This is a genomic window from Mycobacterium sp. Soil_C_30, assembly GCF_057656995.1.
Genome location: NZ_JBDGJH010000003.1, coordinates 74,769 through 95,908, shown reverse-complemented (window position 1 = coordinate 95,908; position 21,140 = coordinate 74,769). Strand labels below are relative to the sequence as shown.

Below are 21,140 nucleotides of genomic sequence, written 5' to 3'. Positions count from 1 at the left end.
CATGACCAGCGAAGGCCCCGCCCGCAGCGCCCAGCGCATCGTCGACGTCCTCACCGCCTACAAGGTGCCCTACGTGTTCGGCGTGCCCGGCGCCAAGATCGACGCCGTCTACGACGCTCTGGCCGACGGTGGGCCCGAAGTCATCGTGTGCCGCCACGAACAGAACGCCGCCTTCATGGCCGCGGCCGTCGGCCGGCTGACCGGCACACCCGGTGTCGTCGTCGTCACCTCCGGTCCCGGCACCACCAACCTGGCCACCGGACTGCTCACCGCCAACACCGAACAAGACCCGGTGGTGGCACTGTGCGGCGCCGTCGGCCGCGCCGACCGCCTCAAACGCACCCACCAGTCAATGGATGCTGCAGCATTCCTCACCACCGTCACCAAACACACCGGGGAAATCAACGACGCCGACAACGCCGCCGAAGCCACCGTCAACGCCTTTCGTGCCGCACTGACCGAACCGCGCGGCGCAACAGCCTTGGTCCTGCCCGCCGATGTGCTCAGCGCGCCCACCGCGGCGGCGATCACCACACACCACCCGGTACCCACACCCGCCGGCGCGCCCACCACGGCGATCCGCGCCGCCGCCGACCTGATCACTGCCGCGCAACGCCCTACCCTGCTCGTCGGCATCCGCGGCGCAGCACCCGAGAGCTGCGCAGCGCTGCGCGAACTCGTATCCACCACCGGGTTACCCGTCGTCGAAACCTTCCAAGGCGCCGGCGTCATCTCCCGCGACCTCGAACCGCACTACCTCGGACGCGTCGGGCTGTTCCGCAACCAACCCGGCGACGTCCTCGTCTCCCAAGCCGACGTCCTGATCACCATCGGCTACGACGCCGTCGAATACGACCCAGGACTCTGGAACGACGACCCGACCCGCACCGTCATCCACATCGACTCCCTGCCCGCCGGCATCGACAACCACTACCAGCCCGCAGCCGAACTGCTCGGCGACATCGCCCACACCCTGGCCGAACTCACTCACCTGCTATCTGGATTGACCCTCACCGGCGACTTCACCCGCGACATCGCCCACCAACGCCAGGCACTGGCTGACATCGACACCACCGAACGCGCAATCCCCACCACGGCAGCAGGACTCAACCCCACCGCCGTGGCCCTGGCGCTGCGCGAGCACCTCGACGACGACGCCACCATCGCCTGCGACATCGGCTCGGTGTACATCTACATGGCCCGCCACTTCCGGGCCTACGAACCCCGCCGACTCCTGTTCTCCAACGGACAACAGACTCTTGGCGTTGCGCTGCCCTGGGCCATGGCCGCCGCGCTAGTGCGCCCCGGCACACAGATCGTGTCCATCTCCGGTGACGGCGGATTTCTCTTCTCCGCCCAGGAACTCGAAACCGCAGCACGGCTCGGTCTTAACCTCACCCATATCATCCTGCGCGATAACACCTACGACATGGTCGGATTCCAGGAACTCCTCAAGTACGGCCGTAAATCCGGCGTACAGCTGGGTGATTACGACATCGCGAGCTACGCAGCCGCTTTCGGAGCACACGGGTACCGCATCACCGACATCGACGAGTTCACCACCACACTCGCACAAGCTTTGAACGAGGACGGACCAACAGTGATCGACGTCCCTGTCGACTACAGCAGGAACACCGACCTGGCAGCCCACCTCCACCACGACGCCTTCGAATAGCCCGGCACGACGGGAACCTCATCATGACACCGGCACATTCCACCCTCGACCAGTTCAGAACATGGGTACAGCGCACGATCACCCACCACAGCACCGCGGCAGGCCACCACCCCCGTACCGCTGAGGTGTTTCAGTCATCGACCATCAGCGCGCTGCTCGACGGCGTCTACGACGGCGAACTCACCATCGAAGAACTGTTGCGCCACGGCGACTTCGGCCTGGGCACCTTCAATCGTCTCGACGGGGAAATGATCGTCCTCGACGGCGTGTGCTACCACCTGCGCTCCGATGGCAGCGCCACCGAAGCGAACCGCACCGACCGCACACCATTCGCCGCGGTCACCTACTTCACCCCTGGTACCACCGTCACCGTTGGCAACCCCACCAGCCGTGCAGATGTACTCACGCTCATCGACGACACCATCCACAGCCACAACCTCATTCACGCCATCCGCATCACCGGCTCCTTCACCAGTGTGCACACCCGCACGGTCAAAGCCCAGACTCCGCCCTACCCAACCCTGGCCGAAGCCAGCGACGGGCAGGCCGACAAGACATTCGACCAAGTGGCCGGCGTACTCGTCGGCTTCCGGACACCAGAGTTCGAACAGGGCATCTCGGTGGCCGGCTATCATCTGCACTTCCTCGACAACACCCACACCAGCGGCGGACACGTCCTGGACTTCACCCTCAAAGCCGGTCACATCGCGATCAGCACCGCCGCCGAACTGCACCTGAGCCTGCCGACCACCGACGCTTTTCAACACGCCAACCTCGTCGGCGAGGACCTCTCTGCACAGATCCACCACGCAGAAGGCGGCGACTGATGCAGTGTGACAGCGATCGCGCCACTCCCGCTGTGCTCCAACCGAGATCGACAACCGGACTTGTCGCGGTACTCGTTCTCGGCGTCAGCGCCTGCGCCGGCGGTGGCCCCCTCACCACTCCGCTGTCGAACTTCGCGCCCAGCGCAGCGTCCAGCACCGCACAGACACAGCCGCCTACCGAGAACCCGCCACCAGAATCAGCGCCCTACGACTACCGAAAACTACTCATACAACCCGAAGACTTGGCACGACCCAACAACGGCTACACCATCCCCCAGCCTGCCACCCTCAACCCCGACGGCATCCCCGGCGCCGAGGTCATGCTGACAAGCAACGACTCCACCAACGCCATCGGCGTCACTATTGTCGTCCTGGCCGAGGAAGCCGCCGCACCCACCGAACTCCCCAAAGCAGTTGCGAACCTCGCCACCGTGAAATCGCTGGATCCACCGCGTTCCATCGCGGTAGGCGATGAGGCCTTTGTCATCTCCGGAACAACACCCGACGGCACCCAAACTGCGACCGCACTGATGTACCGGTACAAGCGCGCGCTGGTGCGCATCGACTTCTACGGCCTGCCCGGACAACCCACGCCGATCGAAACCGTCACCGATGTCGGACAGTTGCAGACCGCCCTCCTTCGAGTCGGTCTCGATACGGCCGCGACCCCATGAGCATCGACGTGCACTCATCGTCGAGGAGCAACAAAGCGTGATCGCCCGCAGCAAGTTCGATGACATCGAGATGGCCGACGACGTCAACCCACATCAGGCTGACAGTCGAACCAGAACGTGTTCCAGAGACGCACGGATCCGTCACGGCTCCAGTGGATCGCGGATCAACGGGCCGTCACCGCGGTATGGGCATTGGCCGATTCTTTCGACACCTTCTCCGGCGGTCGCTGCGCCGGACGATCCACCAACGCTGGGATGCGCGATGGCGCAACGGTGCAGTTGCGCAGTCAGTCTCAGGGCGGCAGCGCCACAGCCACCGCCACAGCACGGACTAGGCAGTACCCGCCGAGGATCTATAACGGCGTCAGGGGCCGCTGGGTGGAGGACGACGGCCTCTACTGTGTCGTCACAGCGATATTCGCGCCGGCTACCCCCGACCCGGACGGGCACTACGTTGTGAAGTTCGCCGGTGGCAGCTGGGCCCACAGCGCGCGAGTCCGCAGTGAATTCTGGATGTACGACCCGATAAGCCCCCCTGGCTACGGAACGAGCAGCACCGTACATCAAGGCTGCACCTCGCTGGCGGGCCCTCCCGACAAACAATGCCCCGAGCCAGGCCGCTAGCCATCGAGCCAAGAGCGACGTCAGTTCTTCATCGGCGCCCACGCTGCTGCCCGGTTACCAAGGACAACCTCTCGACATACGCATCGTCATTACTCGATCGCACGCGGGACAAGAACGGATAATGGTTGAAAGCCCGGTCATTCAGCCCGTGTAGCTCGGGTCGTGCGGAGCAGCTACCGGCGGGATCAGTGCGATACCTTCTGTCGAACCTCGGAGAACGCCTCGGAGTCGGTGTCGTAGATCCGGACGATGGATTGGTCGCCGGGCTGCAGGAAGGTGGTTGCACCGAACGGGGTGTACTTCGTTGCCCCGATCCCGATGAGAACGTTGTGGGGGTGACCGCTGGCCGCCATCGCTGCGCCGACATCTTCAAGTGGGGTGTCCTCGGACCCCTTCTGATTGGCGAGCTGTTCGATGATCCAGTCGAGCAGCGTTGCGCCGTAGTAAGAGTAGCCCTGCAGCGGACTGTCGACGCCGTACGCGTGTTCCTGGCCGTCGGCGGTGAGTAGCGCGCATGCCAGGCGGAGGGTGGCGGTGGGGCCGTTTGGTGTCAAGTCAGAGATCTCGAAGAATTGCGCGGCAACGCCTTTGGACGCCCTCCCCCAGTTTTTCTTGTGGCTGATCTTCGGCGCATTGGGCCGTCGGATCGAGCAGTCGTTGAACGCGCCGAGGGCAAAGGGCTGCAGGCTCGTTACGGTGTCTCCTTGCCACGTGACCCGGCACGCCAGGCCGACCTCCGGTTCGATTTGCAGGTTCAGTGGCCCGTCGGTGGGGCCTGCGGGTGGTAGCTCGATGGTGTTGTGCGACAGCGGGAATTCACCCAGGAAGGTGTCGTTGTTGGGTGCGTACCAGGGGAAAATCCCCTTGGGTGCGGCTCCCTTGGAGGTGACGTTCAGGAAGTCCGCTGCTTCGCCGGCCTGCTCCAGGTGGCCGGCGAAGTTGCCGGCGACACCGATCCCAAACCATGTCCGCAGCTCGTCAAGATCAATGGTGATCATGTGCGGCGGTCGCTGGGTGGCGCCACTCATGATGCGGTGATGGCGTCGGCGACGGCCTTGCCGAGGGTTTCGGTGGTGGCGCTCCCACCCATGTCAGGGGTCAAGGTGTCTCCACCGCGGGCCAGCACGGTTTCGATTGCGGCGAGTACGGCGGCGGCGGCCTGGGGTTCGCCGAGGTGTTCCAACATCATGGAGGCGCACCAGATCTGTCCGATCGGATTGGCGATGCCGCGGCCGGCGATGTCGGGGGCTGAGCCGTGTACGGGTTCGAACAGGCTCGGGTATTTCCGCTCCGGGTTGATGTTGGCGCTGGGGGCGATGCCGATGGTGCCGGTGCAGGCCGGGCCGAGGTCAGACAGGATGTCTCCGAACAGGTTTGAGGCGACCACGACGTCGAACCAGTCGGGGTGCATGACGAAGTTCGCCGTCAGAATGTCAATGTGGTACTTGTCGACCTCGACATCGGGATAGTTGGGGGCCATCGCCGCGACGCGTTCGTCCCAGTACGGCATGGAGATGGAGATTCCGTTGCTCTTGGTCGCCGAGGTGAGGTGTTTCTTGGATCGGGTCTGGGCGAGATCGAATGCGAACTTGAGGATTCGGTCGACCCCGGTGCGGGTCATGATCGTTTCTTGCAGCACCGTCTCGCGGTCGGTGCCTTCGAAGATCTTGCCACCGACGCTGGAGTACTCGCCTTCCGTGTTCTCCCGCACCACGTAGAAGTCGACGTCACCGGGTTGACGGCCGACCAGTGGGCTCGGGACACCCGGCATCAATCGGACCGGCCGCAAGTTGACGTACTGATCGAAGGCGCGGCGGAATTGCAGCAGGCTGCCCCACAGTGAGATGTGGTCGGGCACCACCTCGGGCCAGCCGACGGCGCCGAAGAACAGCGCGTCGAAGTCGCGTAGTTCGTCGAACCAGTTGTCGGGCAGCATCTTGCCGTGCTTGGAGTAGTAGTCGGCGCTGGAGTGCTCGAAGTGGGTGAAGTCCAGTTTCACGTCGTATGCGGCTGCCGCGGCGTCGAGTACGCGCAGGCCTTCGGGCACGACCTCGGTGCCGATCCCGTCGCCGGGAATGACGGCGATCCGGTGGGTCTTGCTGCGATGCGTGGTCATGTTGGGGATGCCTTTCGGTGGAGCGGTGTTTCTAGGCTCGGTCGACGGGGTGTTTTGGTTCGCGGCCGTCGAGTACGGCAAGAACCTCGTGCGCGGCGGCCAGTCCGGCGCGGTTGCGCGCCTCGACGGTTTGGCCGGCCAGGTGCGAGCTGACAACCACGTTGTCTAGATGACGCAGAGGGCTGTCGGCAGGCAGTGGTTCGACGTCGACGACATCGAGTGCTGCGCCGGCGATCTGGCCTGTTGTCAGCGCTGTGGCAAGTGCAGTCTCGTCGACGAGGGCACCGCGGGCGGTGTTGATGAGTACGGCGGTGGGTTTCATGGCGCGCAGGGTGGCGCTGTTGATGAGGTGGTGGGTGGTGGGGTCGGCGCGGGTGTGCAGGCTCAGGTAGTCGGCCGCGGTGATCGCGGTGTCACGGTCCACGAATTGAACGGAGGTGTCGTCCGGGTCGGGATGTGCGGTGTGGACCAGCACGGTCATACCGAACGCAGCTCCGAGGTACGCAACGGCGCGTCCGCTGGGCCCGTAACCAAGGACGGTGAGCGTGGCGCCGCGCAGTTCGTGCCCAGCTTCTCGCGGCCAGCCTCCCGCGCGGACTCCCTCGATCACGGCACGCAAGCGGCGCGCGGCGGTGAGCATCAACGCGAGGGTCATTTCGGCGACGGCATGGTGGTTGACGCCGGGGGTGTTGCATACCCGGATACCGCGCGCCGCGGCGGCGGCGACGTCGATCGAGTCGTAACCCACGCCGCTGCGGGCGATGACTTTCAGTTCACCTGCCGTGTCGAGCATCTCGGCGGTGACGGGCTCACTGGCCATGATGGCGGCGTCAATGCCGTCGAACAGGGTGAGCGCTTCGTCGGCAGCTCGCTTGCCGGCCGCCGGGCGATAGGTGACCTGATGTCCGTGACGTCGCAGCACGGCGTCCACCTCGTCCCCGGGACGCAGGTAGTCAGTGGTGACCAGGATGCGGGCCATCAGGCTTTTCCTTCTGGTTTGGTCAGACGAGAGATTCGTTCGGACAGTTGCGGCAGGGCCGCCGCCTGTGCGGCCGCGGCGGCCCTGTCCTCACGGATCGAGAAACACTGTTGCGGCGATCAGTGCGACACGTGCGCGTTAGCGCGGGAGGGTGACGCCGACTCGGCTACGTCGTCTCCGGCAGTGGCCTGGTGCTCAGTCCCCGCGGCCAGTACATCGAGTTCTTCGTCCTCGATGTTGAACTCGATTTTCCCGGCGAGCACGTCGCGTGCCCGGTCGGCGTCGAAGTCGTTCTCCCACTTCGCGATCACGATGGTACCGATGGCATTGCCGAGAACATTGATGAACACCCGGCCCTCGTTCAGCAGCCGGTCGATGCCGACGATCAGCGCGAGCGCGGCCAGTGGAACGTGACCGACCGCGGTAATGGTGGAGGCCAACACGATGAAGGCACCACCCGCGATGCCAGCCGTGCCCTTGCTGGTCAGCATCATCACCCCGACCATGATGAGCTGTTCCTGCCACGACAGATCGATACCGACGGCTTGCGCCAGGAACAGCGACGCCATCGTCAGATACACCGCCGAGCCATCCAGGTTGAACGAGAAGCCAGCCGGAATGACCAGCCCGACAACCGGTTTACCGACACCGAGGTGTTCAAGTTTGCGCACCAGTTGCGGCAGGATCGCTTCGCTGGAGCAGGTGCTCAGCGCGATCAGCAGTTCGGTCTTGAGGTAGCGCATCAGCGGGATCAGACCCAGGCCGCAGGCCCGGGAGATCAGGCCCAGCAGTACGACCACGTAGACGATGCAGGTCCCGGTGAACAGCAGGATGAGGAAGCCGAGTTGCTGCAGACTGGAAGCGCCGTATTTGGCGACAACGGAGGCCAGCGCACCGAAGGTGCCGATCGGGGCCAGCCACATCACCCAGCCGACGATCTTGAACACCACGTGCGAGAGTGCCTGGATTGCCTTGGTGATTGGCGCGCTGGATTCGCGGGTGACGTTGAGTGCGCACCCGATCAGCAGGGACACCACCAGTGCCGACAGGATGGCGTGGCCGGTGATGGCGCCGAACAGCGATTCGGGGATCACGTTTGACACGAACTCGACGAATCCGACCTTCTCACCGGAATCGACACCGGGAATGGTGCTGGCATCGAGGCTGTTGACGTCGATGTTCATGCCCTTGCCGGGCTGGAAGATGTTGGCGACCGCGAGGCCGATCAGCATCGACACCAGCGACAGGACAAAGAAGTAGCCCAGGGCCTTGACGCCGATGCGGCCGGCGCGGCGCAGGCTGTCCATGGTGGCGATGCCCAAAGTGACCACGCAGAAGACCACGGGAACGACGATCATCTTGACCAGGCCGATGAACCAGTCGTTGAGCGGGGTGAGCGCCTTGCCGACCTCGGGGGCCAGCAGGCCGACGGCGATGCCCAGGACGGCGCCGAGAATGACTTGGAACCACAGTTGGCGGATCAGCGATCCGAATCGGGAGCGCTTTTTGGGTGGCGCTGCAGTGGTGGCGGACATGGCAAGACTCCTTCGATGCAGTTTGGTGTTTGCGGCCGTGATGCGGGTGGGCTGGGTGGCGGCCGGTGGCCGGGTAGCGATGAACTAACGCGCCGCCCGGCCACGACACCGGGGGCACCGATTTACGCGATCAGTGGAGTTCGCGCAGCACCTTGTAGAAGGCGCTCTTGGCTTCGAAGCCGATGCCGGGCACCTCGGTGAGCCCGACCCGGCTGTCGCTGACGACGGCGCCGTCGGCGAAGCCACCGGTGGGCTGGAATTCGCCGGGGTAGGACTCGTTGCCGCCCAGCTTCAGGGCTGCGGCGATATGCAGCGAGAACTGATGCCCGCCGTGGGGGATGCAGCGGCGCGAGGACCAGCCGTGTTCCTTGAGCATGTCCTGGACACGCATGTACTCGGTCAGGCCGTAGCTCAAGGCGGGGTCGACCTGGATATAGTCGCGGTCCGGGCGCATGCCGCCGTAGCGGATCAGGTTGCGGGCGTCCTGGACGGAGAACAGGTTTTCGCCGGTGGCGATGGGGCCTCGGTACTGCTCGGAGACAATGGCATTGAGGCGGTAGTCCAGCGGGTCGCCGATCTCCTCGTACCAGAACAGGCCGTAGGGCTCGATGGCCTTGGCGTACTCGAGGGCGGTCTGCAGGTCGAAGCGGCCGTTGACATCGACGGCGAGGCGGGATCCGTCGCCGTCGAGGACGTCGATGACGGCTTCGATGCGCTTGAGGTCTTCGGTCAGGTCGGCGCCGCCGATCTTCATCTTGACCACCGAGTAGCCCATGTCGAGGAACCGGCGCATCTCGTCCTGCAGGTCGGAGAGCGTCTTGCCGGGTGCGTAGTAGCCGCCGGCGGCGTAGACGAATACCGAGTCGTCGGGCTGGCCGTCACCGAAGCGGTCCGACAGGTAGCGGTACAGCGGCTTCTCGGCGATCTTGGCGGCCAGGTCGAACAGCGCCATGTCCAGCACACCCACCGCGACCGAACGCTCGCCGTGGCCGCCGGGCTTCTCGTTGTTCATCATGAACGGCCACGCCTTGGTCGGGTCGATGTTGCCGGTCTCGTCGACCAGGCTGTCCGCGTCGGCGTCGAGCAGCCTGGGGATCATCCGGCGGCGCAGGATCTCGCCGGCGGAGTAGCGGCCGTTGGAGTTGAAGCCGTAGCCGACCACCGGCTCGCCGTTGCGCACCACGTCGCTGACGATGGCCACGATGGAGCAGTCCATCGAGCTGAAGTCGATCCAGGCGTTGCGGATCGATGAGCTGATCGGGACGACGCCCTCGTGGATTGACATGATCTTCATCGGTGCACCTTCCTTGTAACTTATAAGATGTGAGTTGTAACTGATGAGCGATGCTAGACTCCCTGTGACCGCCAGCACAACCCCAGCTCGTGATCGCGGTCATACATCGAGGTCAGAGAGATGAGGCACATATGACGGCGCCCGGAACCACCAATGTGTTCTCCAGCAAGGCCGACGTGGCCTACGCCGAACTGCGCCGCCTCATCCTCAACGGCGGCCTGCCCGCCGGATCCCGCCTGGCGCAATACGAACTCGCCGAACAGTGGCGCATGAGCATCACCCCACTCCGCGAAGCGATCCGCCGACTCAGCGGCGAAGGCCTCATCGAAATCGACAACCACAAAGACGCCCGCGTCTCAGCGATCGGCGCCAATGAAGCGCGTCAACTGTTCGAAGTACGACTGGCCTTGGAGCCCGCCGCGGTGGCTCTCGCCGCCGAACGCCGCACCGACGACGACGTCGTCCTCATGAAAGCCGCACTGTCGCAGCTGGTTCCGGTCACCCGAGAATGGGGCGAAGAGGGCCTCTGCGCCCACAGCGCCTTTCATCGCACGCTGTACGCGGCCTCACACAACGACGTCATGATCAAAACCCTCGACGACCTATGGGCGAAATCCGACCGCTACCGCCGACTCGGTCTGATGCTGCCCGCCGGAGAAGAACCGCGCACCATCGACTTCAACCAGCACCATCAGATGCTCGAACTCGTCGTCGACCGCGACATCGCCGCCGCCCACGACCTGGCGCGCCTTCACATCGAGAACAGCCTGACCGCATCGGCGATCGACGCGCTCGAAGACGAATTGCAGACACGCCAATCCGCAACCGCGTAACTGCAGTGCCTGTGACCTCCCGACTTTGTGAGCCCGAACAAGACTGACGACCATTCGCAGAAGCCACGTCAGGCAGACGCCCCCGTTCTGGTTCCAACGCGAGATGCTGATCGCTGCGAGGTGCCAGGCCGCACAGCACCCTCTCGAAGCGCCTAACGAAGCCGCCGACGCGCGGTGTGCACTATCGCACCGCGTCGGGTCGCGAGGCATTGGGCCCCAACCGCGCCGGATCTAGCACCCCTGTGCGCTCTCCGCTTGGTCTCGTCGCTGTCGTGCGCGTGCCGAACTATGGTTTATCGCTCTAATTCTCTGCAGTGCAATGCATCTGAGTCCACTGGTCTGACCTTCCGGATCTAGAACCCGGCGACCGGAGAGGGATGCGATTCTCACTTAAATGGCCCATCGAGTGGACATTCAGAATGGGAATTGGACATCAAACTTGAGAAGCCACACCCCCCGCCGACTGTGGCTTCTCAAGTTTATGTCCACTCGGCACAAAGGTACTTTGGCCGTTCACCGCCTAAACCGACTGGATCTGATAACGCGTATCACTTCTCGTCATGTGACGCGCCTGCCGCTTGGCATCCCGGCTCCATCAAAACTATGTGTGGCGCATGATGTTTGATGCCAGAGCAGGAACTACCGCGTGCAATCTATCCGCGGTGGAACCAGAGTCGCCAGCGACCCTTTATCGGCACCGCCTTCCTCAATGTAAATGGCTCATGTTCAACCGCAGCGCACGGTGGGTGCGCGCCCGCCGGAACTGGTCGTCGGCGTCGGCTCACCGAATCGCACTGCCCCCGTTACGTCGATTCGCGACCAAAGACGTACCGGTCGAGGGGTATGAGCGGTAGCGACCCGCAGTGTGCGATTCGGCGCCTCGAAGGCGACCGCTGTCTAACGACGGCGACGATCGACGCGGGGGCCCATGCGAAATCACCGGCGTAGCGGCGATCGAGCCCGCCGCGACGAGTGCCGGGGCTCCGTGCCTGCGTACTTCCGATCACCCGATCGAGTGCGAACTACCCGTCACCAACAACACCCAGTCGCGGCCAGTCAGCCACCAAGACTGAAACCCGACGGGCAGGTCAGGTCACGATGTCACCAATTCGTGCAGCAAATCCGAACCAAGCGTTGTAACACTGACCCGGTTCTGCTGTGCGTCAGAGCGATACGAAGTCGGCGTGCCACCTGATCCCCCGCGGATAGCGCCGGACCCGCTGGCAAGGCTGGAACCGTCTCGTGGTTTGGCTCAAAACCCCGAAATGGCGGCCAGACGGACCCTATGTACGTCAGCTCGGTCCTTCACTCCATTGGCTCGGGCGTAAATGTGACGTCGACACCGCCCACGGTCATCGTCACCTGACCTTCAATCACCATCACCTGCGCCGCAAACCGTCGGTCAACGGTCTGGGCCAGCTGCTGCACCGGTGCATGCGGTATCTGCACCACCGACAGGTTCTTCCATGTCGACACTTTGGGGCCGACGGTGCGCCACCAGGTAGCCGCGCCGGCCGCGAACGGGAATAACAGCACCTGATCGGCCTGGCTGGCCGCCTTGCCCAAGACGCGTTCATCAGGCTGGCCGACGTTGATCCACTCCAGGATCCGGCCCGTATAGTCGGCGAGCCGCAGGTCCGGGATCCCCGGGGTGGACAGGCCGGCCCCGAACGCCAACTCCCCGTCGACGTCGCTGAGCCGGTGTGCGCGCAGCCCAAACGCCAACAACCGCACCACCATCCGCTCATCGGTCTCACTGGGATGACGGGCCACGGTCAGCGCGTGATCGGCGTAGTAACCGTGATCGACATCAGAGACGCCGAGTTCGACTTTGAACACTGTTGCAGAAAGAGCCACGCCATAGTGTCCACCCTGATGGTGTTCCCCGAGCAGTCAGGCCGCTTCGAGTGGTCAGGCCGCCGCGCCCGTCGCCGGATCGAGTCGCCACCGACAGACGCCGGACTCGCAACCTTGCAACAACGCCTGGTGAACCGCGTGGACAATGGCCCGACGCGGCCCCGGCTTAGGCAGCTGCCGCGGGGGGACGCCAGTCGCACGAGGCCCCGACGTATCACTTTGTCACGGGTAGGATTCGGCCATTTTGCCGTCGGGCTCGGGTTTGCCGCTCCGCAGGATGAGGGCGCAGGCGAATGCGCCCGCTACGAAGATTGCACTGGAGCACCAGAAGGCGACGGCGTAGCTGTGGATCGCACCGTCGATCTGGATGGCTGGACTGGTGGCGTCCCTACCGGCCAAGTAGCGGGTGAGCGCGGAGGCGGCTAGTGAGTTCAACAGCGCGATACCGATCGATCCGCCGAGCTGCTGGGCGACGTTGACACTGGCGGAGGCGATACCCGCATCGTGCGGCGCGACGCCCGAAGTTCCGGCATTCATCGCCGGTGCGACGATTGCGCCGATGCCAATCCCGAAAAGCATGAGCGGGCCCAGAAGGTTTGCGGCATAGGTACTTTCCGTACCGATACCGCTCAGCCAGGCCATCGCGCCGGCCGCGGCGAGCATGCCCGCGAACACCAGGGGTCGCACGCCGACGCGGGGGTAGAGCTGTGTGGTGCACACCCCTCCGGTCACGGCCAGGGTGGCGACCATCGGCAGGAACGCGACACCCGTGGCGACTGGTGAGTACCGCAGGATGTCTTGCATGTAGTAATTCAAGAACAGGAACGCGCCGAACAAGCCGATGCCGGCGATGAAGATCGCGAGGATGGAGCCGCCGCGGTTTCGGTCAAGGAGCACGCGCAGCGGCAGCAGTGGGTGGGCGGTGCGGGTCTGCCACCAGACGAACAACGCGACCAGCAGTGCGCCCCCGGTGAGGAATGCCCAGGTCTGCGGGGCGCTCCAGGGGTGGGATTCGACGTTGGAGAAGCCGTAGACGATGCCGACCAGGCCGGCGGAGACGAAGAGGGTGCCGGGCAGGTCCAGTGTGGGCCGGTCGCGGGTCTTGGCCTGGCGCGGGATGAGGGTAACGGCGCCAATGAAGGCGAGCAGGCTGATGCCGACGTTGACGAACAACGTCCAGCGCCAGGTGAGGTACTCGGTGAGTACGCCGCCGAGCAGCATGCCGATGGCCGCTCCGGATCCCGAGATCGCGCCGAACACCGCGAACGCGGCGGCGCGTTCTTTGGCGTGGGTGAAGGTCGTTGACAATAGGGAGAGCGCGGCGGGGGCGAGCATCGCGGCGGCGACGCCTTGCAGGGCCCGCGCGGTGACGAGGACCTCGAAGTTTTTTGCGGCACCCCCGAGTGCGGAGGCGCCGCCGAATGCGAGCAGGCCGATCAGCAATATCGCCCGGCCTCCGAGCAGATCGGAGACGCGGCCGAACAGCAGTAGCAGGCTGCCGAAGGCGAGCGAATACGCCGTGACGATCCACTGCCGGTCGCCGAGTGAGAAGCCGAGGTCTTTCTGAGCGTCGGGCAACGCGATGTTCACGATCGTGACATCCAGGACGTCCGTGAGCTGAGCCAGACAAATGACGGCCAGGATCCACCAGCGTCGGACGTGGCGCTGTCGAGGCTGGCTGCCGGTGTTCGCCATCGGGGTGGCCATAACGGTGTCCTTTCCCGACGAGTTGGCCGGCGTGTGACGGCACGCCGGCCATGCACGTCTTTGAACGCGGCAGACAGTGGTGGGAGTGAGAGGGGTGTGTCAGATGAGTGGCTGGCCGTCGCGGAACAGCCCTCCGGTGGGACCATCGGCCCCGAGGGTGGCGGCCCAGACGACTCCGCGGGCGCTTTCGGCGGCAGGTCGGTCGGTGTCGTCGTCCTCGCGTTCTGGGTGGGTGGCGGTTTCACCGGGGTCGACAGCATTGACGAGGATCGCGGTAGCGGTGAAAGCACGGGCGAGCGCAGTGGTCAGGGCATTGAGCATGTGTTTGGCCATCGAATAGGCCGGCGCGCGCAGGCTCGCCCCGAGATCGAGGCCGGTGGCGAGCTGGAGTGCGGACACGCTGGAGACATTCACGATCCGCGCGGCGGGCGCATGGATGAGCAGAGGCGTCATCGACTGGACCAGGGCCCAGGGGCCTAGTACGTCAACTTCCATCGCTGAGCGCACTGCGTCGAGGTCGGCGTCGAGCGCGGACAGGGTCCGAAAGTCAGGCATGTCGCTCGCGTTGTTGATCAGGGCGTCGAGCTGGCCGAAGGTCTGGGTGAGGTAGTCGGTTGCCTCGCTCATGCTGGCCTGATCGGTCAGATCCAGGCGCAGGGCAGTCGCCGCGTACCCGTCCTGGCGGAGCTGCTCAGCGAGCGGTTCCGCGCGGGTGACGTCGCGGGCGGTCAGGATGACGTGGTAGCCGAGTTCGGCGAGTTGGGTGGCCACGGCGAAGCCGAGGCCGACGGGACGGCTGGTCCCGGTGATTAGGGCGGTCTTGGTGGTGATGGCGGTGTGCTCCTCACGAGCGAATGAACGAACTTAGTTCGTCTCGAATGAAGTTCTACGCGTCGAACTTTGTTCGTGTCAAGTTAAGGTGACCCGTGTGGCTTCAAACTCCAAGCACCGCAGTACCGCCCGACGCGAGGCTGACGATTCGTCGTCCGTGGCGCGCAAGCCGCCCATCACCATCGAGCGCATCACCGCCGCCGCGTTGCAGGTCGTGGCCACGCAGGGGTACGACGCGTTAACGATCCGCAGCGTGACTAACGCGCTCGACACCGGCCCGTCGTCGCTGTACGCCCACATCGTCACCAAGGCCGACCTCGACGACCTGCTGATCGGGCACCTGTGCTCGAAGCTGGTGCTGCCTCCGCCCGATCCAGCCCAGTGGCGCAAGCAGATCCGTGACGTATGCGTCCAGATCCGCGACCAATACTTGAAATACCCGGGCATCTCCCGGGCCGCGCTCGCCATGGTTCCGACCAACATCGACACCCTGCGGGTGAGCGAGGGAATGCTTGCCATCGTCATTGCCGGGGGCGTCGAGCCTCAGACCGCGGCCTGGGCCGTCGATGCCCTCTCGCTCTACGTCGCAAGTTATGCGCTGGAGAGCTCCATGATGCGCCGGCGGCAGAAGGACCGGAACGCCACCTGGGTCCTGAGCCAGGAAGAACTAGTGCGCCGCTTCGACGCGCTGCCCGAGGCCGACTTCCCGATCACCCGACGATATGCGCACGAACTCACCTCCGGAACCGGGCACGAACGCTTCGACTTCACCCTCGGGCTGCTCATCGACAACCTCGCCCCTTAGCCCAGGTGCCACCAATGGTCGGTCGGAATGCCGACCGGGACGGCGAGTTGAGCCAGGAATTCGATCGGATACGAAAGCGCCTGCTGGCCGGATCCGCAGCGGGCGTGGCGGATCGCGGTCTGCGGATTGCCGCCGAGTGCGCCGGCCAGGACCGGTGGATCGGGTGGTCTGCGTGATGGTCTGCCAGGTGCTTAGGCGTGGAAAGAGCGAAGAGAGCCTGATCTTCTTGAGGCCGCCTCGCGGAATGTCTGGTCGAATGCCGAGCAGCCCAACTGATTACGTGGTGTTGATCAGTTACGTGATGCCGCGCATGACCGTGCGGCTGCCGATGTGCTTGAGGTGTGCGGTCCGCGACAGAGGCGGAGGTGGTTGGGGCGGTGCCGAGTCTGGCGAACAGCGTTGGGGCGTCGGTGGTGAGTTTCCGCAACTTTCTTCTTTCTTCTCTGTTGCTGACTCTGGTTGGGGTGAAAGGTCAAGGCGCGAAACTTGCGGTACCCACAACATGGACCCGACTCGATCACCAATGACCCCCAGCTACGTCAGGCCATACCAGCACACCTGGCCGCGAACTCCTCGCAAGGCCGCGCACACCGATCCGGCGACAAAATCTCACCTTCACGTCCAATTGGACATCAGGTGGACATTCGGGTTGAGAATTGGGCATCACTGAGCTGCGTGATCGCAGCATTCTCACGTCATGTCCACACTCAAGATCTCACGTTCATGTCCACACGGCACTTAGGCGCTTTTGGCCGTCCACCGCCTTATGCTTCCGGATCCAGAGATGCTTACCGCTTTTCGTCATGCGACGCGCGCTGCCGCTTGGCGCCCGGATTATGTCACAACTTGTTGCGGTGCAGTGCATTTGACCGCAGTCGCATATAACGGCGTACAACTCCTCCGCGGCGTAACCAGTGAGTCGTTTGCGAGCGTTCATCGGCACTACCGCCTCGCTCGACGAGTCCGCCGTCAGTCGAACATCGCCGTCGCCTCGACCTCGACGAGTACGTCGGGCCCGAAGAGGGAGTCGACGCCGATCAGGGAGGCCCGGGGCATCGGGTTCGGAAGTCCCACCGCCGTGGCCACCTGCTCGGCCCCGGCCATGAAGTCGCCGATCTTCTCCGGCGTCCACTAGGTCACGTAGGACGAGCGACGGCTCGTCGGTTCGCGTCCCGTCCTACTGGTGTGGGCCTGGGCCAACATGCCGCAGATCGAACGGGTGCGAGCGACGTTCGACGCCGAGGTCGAGCCCTAGTCGATCCTCGGCCTAGGCGACGGATATCCGGTCCGGCGGGTCCCTCGGCCGGGACGCTCGTGCGGCGGCACCTTCGGCGCGTCCTTCAGCGACCGGCCCTTGCCCGCGACGGTGCTCAGGGCCCGACGGCAGCGGGGGCAGATCGGCTTGCCTTCGATGTCGACGGTCCAACTCTTGCCGCCGCCCGGGCAGGGCTTATCGATCATCGTGCCCACGTTACGGTTCGACGGCCCAGGATCACCACTCGTCGGAAACCAACAGGTACCGGACTTTGGCGCGTACTCGGCGGTTTCGTTGTCGTGCCCGTGCTCTACGGACTCAACGCCGGACACCCCAACGCGATGCACATTGCAGTCGCGACCTCGACCGCCGTCATGGTTGCCAACGCCTCCATCGCCACCTTCACCAGTCGCGCCAGCGGACTAATCAGCCGCGACTACCTACTGCCACTCGCCGTGTTCGTAGCGGGCGGGGCCGCGATCGGCGCTTTGGCCGCGACCCACGCACCGGATTCGGTGGTCCATGCACTATTCATCGCTTACCTATCGGTGACCATCATCGACAGTGTGGCCCGCAGCGGCTTCCTCATGCGCTCCGGCGATCCCAAACCCCTCAGCAAGCGCGCTTCGACAGTCGGGGGCCTCGCCATCGGAGCAGTGGCGGCCTTCCTTGGAGTAGGCGGCAGCGTTATGACGGTTCCCCTCCTACGACGCCGACAGCTGCCCATGGCTGCAGCGACAGCAATGGCAAACCCGCTCAGCATCCCGATCGCAGTGGCCGGCACTGTCCTGTATTCCCTGCCCCCCCGGTCACCCCCTGAACTCTGTGGGAGCAGTGGGGTTTGTCGATCTCATTACCGGGGGCAGCCTCCTCGCAGCCTCGCTACCCACAATCGCACTCGCTCGAAGGCTCGTTCACCGTGTGCCTGACCGCGTTCACGCCATCGCCTACATTGCGCTGTTGACCGTTACGCTGGCCGCGATGATCGTCGTCTGACAACCGACCCGGTTTCGAAACGGCCTCACCGCAGTGGCCAATATGACACACCGCCCCACCAAAAGAGGCTTTTCGATGCGGCGCATTGCGGAGATACTGAGCCAGCAGGAGCCGATGCAGTCGCCGCGGACTCGTGCTCCCAGTTACGGTGGCCACAACCGGAATACTCACTTTCGTGTCCACTGCACGAATGTGACGAATGAGGTCCAACAGGTACTGTTCGCAGTTAATCGGGGCCGCTCAGTCGGTTTCGTCATGTGACACATCGCCAGCGGGACCGCACTCGTCTACTGACCGTCGCCCGCTCATCGCCGGGAATCGGGCAGCGAAACCAGGCTCCGGCCGTCCACCGTCGGCCCCACCTCACGGGCACGTCCCATCATGAACAGCACGACCAACAACACGGCGGCCAAGCACGATGACACGCAGAACGTCCAGAACAGTGTGCGGGGATCTACCCCGGACGCAAGTACCGTGCCGCCCAGCCAGGGTGAGACGATGGCGCCGAGCCGACCGGTGCCGGTGGTCCACCCCAGCGCCGTCGCGCGGATCTCCACCGGGTAGGCGTTGGCCATCGATGAGTTGATCTGGATCAACGACGAGTGACCCCCATTCCCATGACTGCGATCGCGACGAGCAATGCCGCTGTCTGAGTGGGGCCCGTTGCGGTGAACGCGATTGCCGCTGCCGTGACGACAGTGGCGACCAGCGCGATCAGGCGGGTGCCGAAACGGTCACCCAAGTAGGCGAACAGGAACGACCCGAATACGGCGCCGATGTTGAAGGTCATCGAGAACTGCAGCGCCGAGCTCAGCGGATAGTTCAACTCGTGCATCAGCGCGGTCAACCAGGTGTTGAGGCCGTAGGTGGTCAGGATGTTGAGAAATGTTACGCACGTGAACAATCCGGTGAGAAGGACGAACTGCCTGGCGAACAGATCCTTCATCAGATGCGTCGCAGTGTCGGTCGTGGCCCGGAAATGACAGGACTCCGGCAGCAGCCACCACGCGACCGCGAGAATGCCCAGGGAACGAGCCATTGCGCGAACTGATTCAGCGACTCCCGGCGAATCCGAGGAGTGCACCCAGCTCATTGTTCCCGCTCATGTCAGCACCTCCTCTCTTTGCACCGTAACCGCCTTGACCGCCGGCTGGGGAGGTGTGGCGCACCCATGAATACTCCTGCCTCCTCGATGCAGAGCGCCGACCCTAACGTCGGTGACAGGCCAGTCCAGACACTTGGGGCGTGCGACTACGAATGGAGACTGCATGGACTCCCGCCGGAGAGCTATCCCGATCACGATCCTGGCGATGGCCGGATTTGTCGTTGTCACAACCGAATTCATCATCATCGGTTTCCTTCCCCAGCTGGCCGCCGATTTCGGCGTCTCGGTCGAGCAGGCAGGCCTGCTGGTCTCGTTGTTCGCCTTCACCGTGGTGATCGCCGGGCCGGTCCTGACCCCTCGCCTGGCTCACCTTGACCGACGAAACCTGTTCGCGGCGATACTGCTTGTGTTCGCGGCCGCGAATACCGTTGCAGCCCTGGCCCCGAACATCTGGGTGTTCGCCGCGGCGCGCTTCCTCCCAGCTGTTGTACTTCCAGTTTTCTGGGGAACCGCCAGCGACACAGCGGCCACGATCGCCGGGCCCGGCCGGGAGGCGCGTTCCGTGGCCGGCGTGTATCTGGGCATCTCTGCAGCAATGGTCTTCGGCGTGCCTCTGGGCACGATCGCAACGGCATCGATCGGCTGGCGCGGCTCGTTTGCCTCACTGGCCGTAGCGGCGACGATCATGGCGGTGTGCATCAAAGCCGGTATGCCGCCGACACCGCCGAGCCCACGCCAACAAGCAGATTCCGTTGGTTATACGCTGCTCAAGGAACGGACGTTCCTCCACCACGTCACGCTGTCTGTCCTCATATTCACCGCAATGTTCACGGCCTACACCTTTCTTTCCGAGACGGTCAACGTGGTCATCGGGGTGGATACGGCGCAGGTGGGGTGGTGGCTCATGGCGTTCGGCGCGGTGGGACTGCTGGGCAACTGGCTCGGCGGTTGGGTCGCCGACCGACTGCCGATCGGATCAACCGTTGTCTTCACCACGCTGCTGGCCGCAGGTATGGCTGCTGTGACACCTCTGTCTTCCGTGGAGGTAGGTGTGGTGATCTGCCTCGGCATCTGGGGTATGGCCTACACAGGACTCTTCCCGGTCAGCCAGATCCGCGTGATGAAACGGGCCAGCAATGATCAAGCCCTTGCGGCCACGGTGAACGTGTCGGCGGCCAACGCCGGGGCAGGACTCGGCGCGGTGGTAGGCGGCGTGGTGATCGATCACTGGGGAATCGAGAATCTCGGCTACGCGGCAGCGGGAATCGCGATGGTCGCGGCCCTGTACGCCGTCGCGTTGGCTCGACTTCGGCAGAGAACGGGCCCGGCCACCGAAGTCATCGCCTTGCCGCAGACATCGTGACCGTGCGCCCCGAGCAAGAGATCACCGTCGAGGCGAGGGGGTGACCGGAGTATGCCGTCTCGACGTTCGCACGGCACAAGAGGCACATATGGCCATCCCGATCGATTGGCCCCCACGATGGCTACAACCACGTGGGCGCAGGTCGAGTTGGCGGTGCGGGCCCTGCTCACGGAGTTCCGCTGATGCCGGCGACCGTGATCGCCGAGCGGGTCGCGTGGTCTGGTGGGCATTTCTGGTTCGCTGAGAATGTCGCCAGGATCCGGCCGGAGTACGCCCCGGTCGATCCCAGCGACCGCCTGGTGCATCTGCCCGGCGAGCAGGTGCACGGCGATCTGTGGTTCCCCGGTCACCTCGTCCCTGATCATGCTGGGGTGTTGCGGTCGTTTCCGGTGCTGGTGATGGGGGCCGCCTATTCAAGGTTCCTTGCTGCGGTGATGATCCCGTCACGAGTCACCGGGGATCTGTTGGCCGGAATGTGGCAGTTGATCAACACCCAGATCGGTGGGACGCCTCGGATGCTGTTGCGGAACAACGCGTCCGGGTAGCGCAGCAGATCTCATACGTTGGCTCTCAGGCCGAGGCCACCTAAGCGCGCTTGATATAGAAGCGTCCCCAGCCGCGGTCGAGCAGCTGGAGGCCTTCGTCGGCACCATCTAGTCGACCC

19 protein-coding genes and 2 pseudogenes are annotated in these 21,140 nt (G+C 64.3%); 9 read left to right on the top strand and 12 right to left on the bottom strand.

The window, feature by feature from the left end:
* Nucleotide 1 precedes the first annotated feature (1 nt).
* The 3 genes from alsS (at nt 2) to AC3A6P_RS06110 (ending at nt 3,176) form a co-directional block, all read left to right on the top strand.
* Nucleotides 2-1,675 carry an acetolactate synthase AlsS gene (gene alsS / locus AC3A6P_RS06120; RefSeq protein WP_487689627.1) on the top strand — a complete coding sequence of 558 codons (1,674 nt, stop codon included), beginning with the start codon at nt 2-4 and terminating at the stop codon, nt 1,673-1,675.
* Between the two features lie 23 nt (nt 1,676-1,698).
* Complete coding sequence (gene budA, locus AC3A6P_RS06115) at nt 1,699-2,502, top strand: acetolactate decarboxylase (protein WP_487689624.1); 804 nt, start codon at nt 1,699-1,701, stop codon at nt 2,500-2,502.
* Nucleotides 2,503-2,744: 242 nt separating this feature from the next.
* The gene (locus AC3A6P_RS06110) at nt 2,745-3,176 is read left to right on the top strand and encodes a hypothetical protein (RefSeq protein WP_487689621.1); all 432 of its coding nucleotides are present in this window, start codon (nt 2,745-2,747) and stop codon (nt 3,174-3,176) included.
* Between the two features lie 809 nt (nt 3,177-3,985).
* Here the strand turns inward: AC3A6P_RS06110 and AC3A6P_RS06105 are convergent.
* The 5 genes from AC3A6P_RS06105 to AC3A6P_RS06085 all read right to left on the bottom strand — a co-directional run bounded on the left by AC3A6P_RS06105 (nt 3,986) and on the right by AC3A6P_RS06085 (nt 9,724).
* Nucleotides 3,986-4,798 carry a DUF5718 family protein gene (locus AC3A6P_RS06105; RefSeq protein WP_487689619.1) on the bottom strand — a complete coding sequence of 271 codons (813 nt, stop codon included), beginning with the start codon at nt 4,796-4,798 and terminating at the stop codon, nt 3,986-3,988.
* Between the two features lie 26 nt (nt 4,799-4,824).
* A complete protein-coding gene (locus tag AC3A6P_RS06100) occupies nt 4,825-5,916 on the bottom strand; it encodes a tartrate dehydrogenase (protein ID WP_487689616.1) in 1,092 nt (363 codons plus the stop codon).
* A gap of 31 nt (nt 5,917-5,947) precedes the next feature.
* Nucleotides 5,948-6,895, bottom strand: a complete 948-nt coding sequence (locus tag AC3A6P_RS06095) for a phosphoglycerate dehydrogenase (RefSeq protein WP_487689614.1) — start codon at nt 6,893-6,895, stop codon at nt 5,948-5,950.
* A gap of 119 nt (nt 6,896-7,014) precedes the next feature.
* The gene (locus AC3A6P_RS06090; RefSeq protein ID WP_487689611.1) at nt 7,015-8,430 is read right to left on the bottom strand and encodes a cation:dicarboxylate symporter family transporter; all 1,416 of its coding nucleotides are present in this window, start codon (nt 8,428-8,430) and stop codon (nt 7,015-7,017) included.
* A gap of 130 nt (nt 8,431-8,560) precedes the next feature.
* Nucleotides 8,561-9,724: a mandelate racemase/muconate lactonizing enzyme family protein gene (locus AC3A6P_RS06085; RefSeq protein WP_487689608.1), complete on the bottom strand. Its 1,164-nt coding sequence runs from the start codon at nt 9,722-9,724 to the stop codon at nt 8,561-8,563.
* A 131-nt stretch (nt 9,725-9,855) separates the two neighbouring features.
* On the opposite strand from AC3A6P_RS06085, the gene AC3A6P_RS06080 reads away from it, so the two are divergent.
* Entirely contained in the window at nt 9,856-10,557 is a 702-nt protein-coding gene (locus AC3A6P_RS06080) for a GntR family transcriptional regulator (RefSeq protein WP_487689606.1), read from the top strand.
* 1,305 nt (nt 10,558-11,862) lie between these two features.
* Here AC3A6P_RS06080 and AC3A6P_RS06075 read toward each other — a convergent pair.
* The 3 genes from AC3A6P_RS06075 to AC3A6P_RS06065 all read right to left on the bottom strand — a co-directional run bounded on the left by AC3A6P_RS06075 (nt 11,863) and on the right by AC3A6P_RS06065 (nt 14,931).
* Nucleotides 11,863-12,414, bottom strand: coding sequence for a YaeQ family protein (locus tag AC3A6P_RS06075; RefSeq protein WP_487689603.1), 552 nt, complete (start codon nt 12,412-12,414; stop codon nt 11,863-11,865).
* A 222-nt stretch (nt 12,415-12,636) separates the two neighbouring features.
* Complete coding sequence (locus tag AC3A6P_RS06070) at nt 12,637-14,109, bottom strand: MFS transporter (RefSeq protein WP_487689600.1); 1,473 nt, start codon at nt 14,107-14,109, stop codon at nt 12,637-12,639.
* 111 nt (nt 14,110-14,220) lie between these two features.
* The gene (locus AC3A6P_RS06065; RefSeq protein ID WP_487690580.1) at nt 14,221-14,931 is read right to left on the bottom strand and encodes an SDR family NAD(P)-dependent oxidoreductase; all 711 of its coding nucleotides are present in this window, start codon (nt 14,929-14,931) and stop codon (nt 14,221-14,223) included.
* A gap of 178 nt (nt 14,932-15,109) precedes the next feature.
* Here AC3A6P_RS06065 and AC3A6P_RS06060 point away from each other — a divergent pair, with 178 nt between their 5' ends.
* Complete coding sequence (locus AC3A6P_RS06060; protein ID WP_487689598.1) at nt 15,110-15,757, top strand: TetR/AcrR family transcriptional regulator; 648 nt, start codon at nt 15,110-15,112, stop codon at nt 15,755-15,757.
* Nucleotides 15,758-15,771: 14 nt separating this feature from the next.
* Nucleotides 15,772-15,933 (top strand): hypothetical protein, encoded by a 162-nt coding sequence (locus AC3A6P_RS06055; RefSeq protein WP_487689596.1) that lies wholly within the window; start codon nt 15,772-15,774, stop codon nt 15,931-15,933.
* Nucleotides 15,934-16,726: 793 nt separating this feature from the next.
* On the opposite strand, the pseudogene AC3A6P_RS06050 reads toward AC3A6P_RS06055, so the two are convergent.
* Both AC3A6P_RS06050 and AC3A6P_RS06045 read right to left on the bottom strand, forming a co-directional pair.
* Nucleotides 16,727-16,888 (bottom strand): annotated as a pseudogene (locus AC3A6P_RS06050) (RidA family protein); the annotation flags it as partial.
* A gap of 120 nt (nt 16,889-17,008) precedes the next feature.
* On the bottom strand, nt 17,009-17,218 hold the full coding sequence (locus AC3A6P_RS06045) for a hypothetical protein (protein ID WP_487689593.1): 210 nt from the start codon (nt 17,216-17,218) through the stop codon (nt 17,009-17,011).
* 135 nt (nt 17,219-17,353) lie between these two features.
* Here AC3A6P_RS06045 and AC3A6P_RS06040 point away from each other — a divergent pair, with 135 nt between their 5' ends.
* The gene (locus tag AC3A6P_RS06040) at nt 17,354-17,941 is read left to right on the top strand and encodes a sulfite exporter TauE/SafE family protein (protein ID WP_487690578.1); all 588 of its coding nucleotides are present in this window, start codon (nt 17,354-17,356) and stop codon (nt 17,939-17,941) included.
* Nucleotides 17,942-18,313: 372 nt separating this feature from the next.
* Here AC3A6P_RS06040 and AC3A6P_RS06035 read toward each other — a convergent pair whose 3' ends face one another.
* Both AC3A6P_RS06035 and AC3A6P_RS06030 read right to left on the bottom strand, forming a co-directional pair.
* A complete protein-coding gene (locus tag AC3A6P_RS06035) occupies nt 18,314-18,583 on the bottom strand; it encodes a hypothetical protein (RefSeq protein WP_487689591.1) in 270 nt (89 codons plus the stop codon).
* Nucleotides 18,584-18,600: 17 nt separating this feature from the next.
* Entirely contained in the window at nt 18,601-19,047 is a 447-nt protein-coding gene (locus AC3A6P_RS06030) for an MFS transporter (protein ID WP_487689588.1), read from the bottom strand.
* Nucleotides 19,048-19,276: 229 nt separating this feature from the next.
* Here AC3A6P_RS06030 and AC3A6P_RS06025 point away from each other — a divergent pair, with 229 nt between their 5' ends.
* Together AC3A6P_RS06025 and AC3A6P_RS06020 are read left to right on the top strand one after the other, a co-directional pair.
* Complete coding sequence (locus AC3A6P_RS06025; protein WP_487689585.1) at nt 19,277-20,476, top strand: MFS transporter; 1,200 nt, start codon at nt 19,277-19,279, stop codon at nt 20,474-20,476.
* A 123-nt stretch (nt 20,477-20,599) separates the two neighbouring features.
* Nucleotides 20,600-21,018 (top strand): annotated as a pseudogene (locus tag AC3A6P_RS06020) (IS21-like element ISMyma9 family transposase); the annotation flags it as partial.
* Nucleotides 21,019-21,140: the final 122 nt, after the last annotated feature.

Excerpts from the sequence above, each read along its gene's own strand:
- AC3A6P_RS06030 (WP_487689588.1), bottom strand. The coding sequence starts at position 19,047 with ATGGCTCGTTCCCTGGGCATTCTCGCGGTCGCGTGGTGGCTGCTGCCG.
- AC3A6P_RS06070 (WP_487689600.1), bottom strand. The coding sequence starts at position 14,109 with ATGGCGAACACCGGCAGCCAGCCTCGACAGCGCCACGTCCGACGCTGG.
- AC3A6P_RS06090 (WP_487689611.1), bottom strand. The coding sequence starts at position 8,430 with ATGTCCGCCACCACTGCAGCGCCACCCAAAAAGCGCTCCCGATTCGGA.
- budA (WP_487689624.1), top strand. The coding sequence starts at position 1,699 with ATGACACCGGCACATTCCACCCTCGACCAGTTCAGAACATGGGTACAG.
- AC3A6P_RS06080 (WP_487689606.1), top strand. The coding sequence starts at position 9,856 with ATGACGGCGCCCGGAACCACCAATGTGTTCTCCAGCAAGGCCGACGTG.
- AC3A6P_RS06045 (WP_487689593.1), bottom strand. The coding sequence starts at position 17,218 with ATGATCGATAAGCCCTGCCCGGGCGGCGGCAAGAGTTGGACCGTCGAC.
- AC3A6P_RS06100 (WP_487689616.1), bottom strand. The coding sequence starts at position 5,916 with ATGACCACGCATCGCAGCAAGACCCACCGGATCGCCGTCATTCCCGGC.
- AC3A6P_RS06095 (WP_487689614.1), bottom strand. The coding sequence starts at position 6,895 with ATGGCCCGCATCCTGGTCACCACTGACTACCTGCGTCCCGGGGACGAG.
- AC3A6P_RS06085 (WP_487689608.1), bottom strand. The coding sequence starts at position 9,724 with ATGAAGATCATGTCAATCCACGAGGGCGTCGTCCCGATCAGCTCATCG.
- AC3A6P_RS06025 (WP_487689585.1), top strand. The coding sequence starts at position 19,277 with ATGGACTCCCGCCGGAGAGCTATCCCGATCACGATCCTGGCGATGGCC.
- alsS (WP_487689627.1), top strand. The coding sequence starts at position 2 with ATGACCAGCGAAGGCCCCGCCCGCAGCGCCCAGCGCATCGTCGACGTC.
- AC3A6P_RS06040 (WP_487690578.1), top strand. The coding sequence starts at position 17,354 with ATGCACATTGCAGTCGCGACCTCGACCGCCGTCATGGTTGCCAACGCC.
- AC3A6P_RS06035 (WP_487689591.1), bottom strand. The coding sequence starts at position 18,583 with ATGGCCAACGCCTACCCGGTGGAGATCCGCGCGACGGCGCTGGGGTGG.
- AC3A6P_RS06055 (WP_487689596.1), top strand. The coding sequence starts at position 15,772 with ATGGTCGGTCGGAATGCCGACCGGGACGGCGAGTTGAGCCAGGAATTC.
- AC3A6P_RS06105 (WP_487689619.1), bottom strand. The coding sequence starts at position 4,798 with ATGATCACCATTGATCTTGACGAGCTGCGGACATGGTTTGGGATCGGT.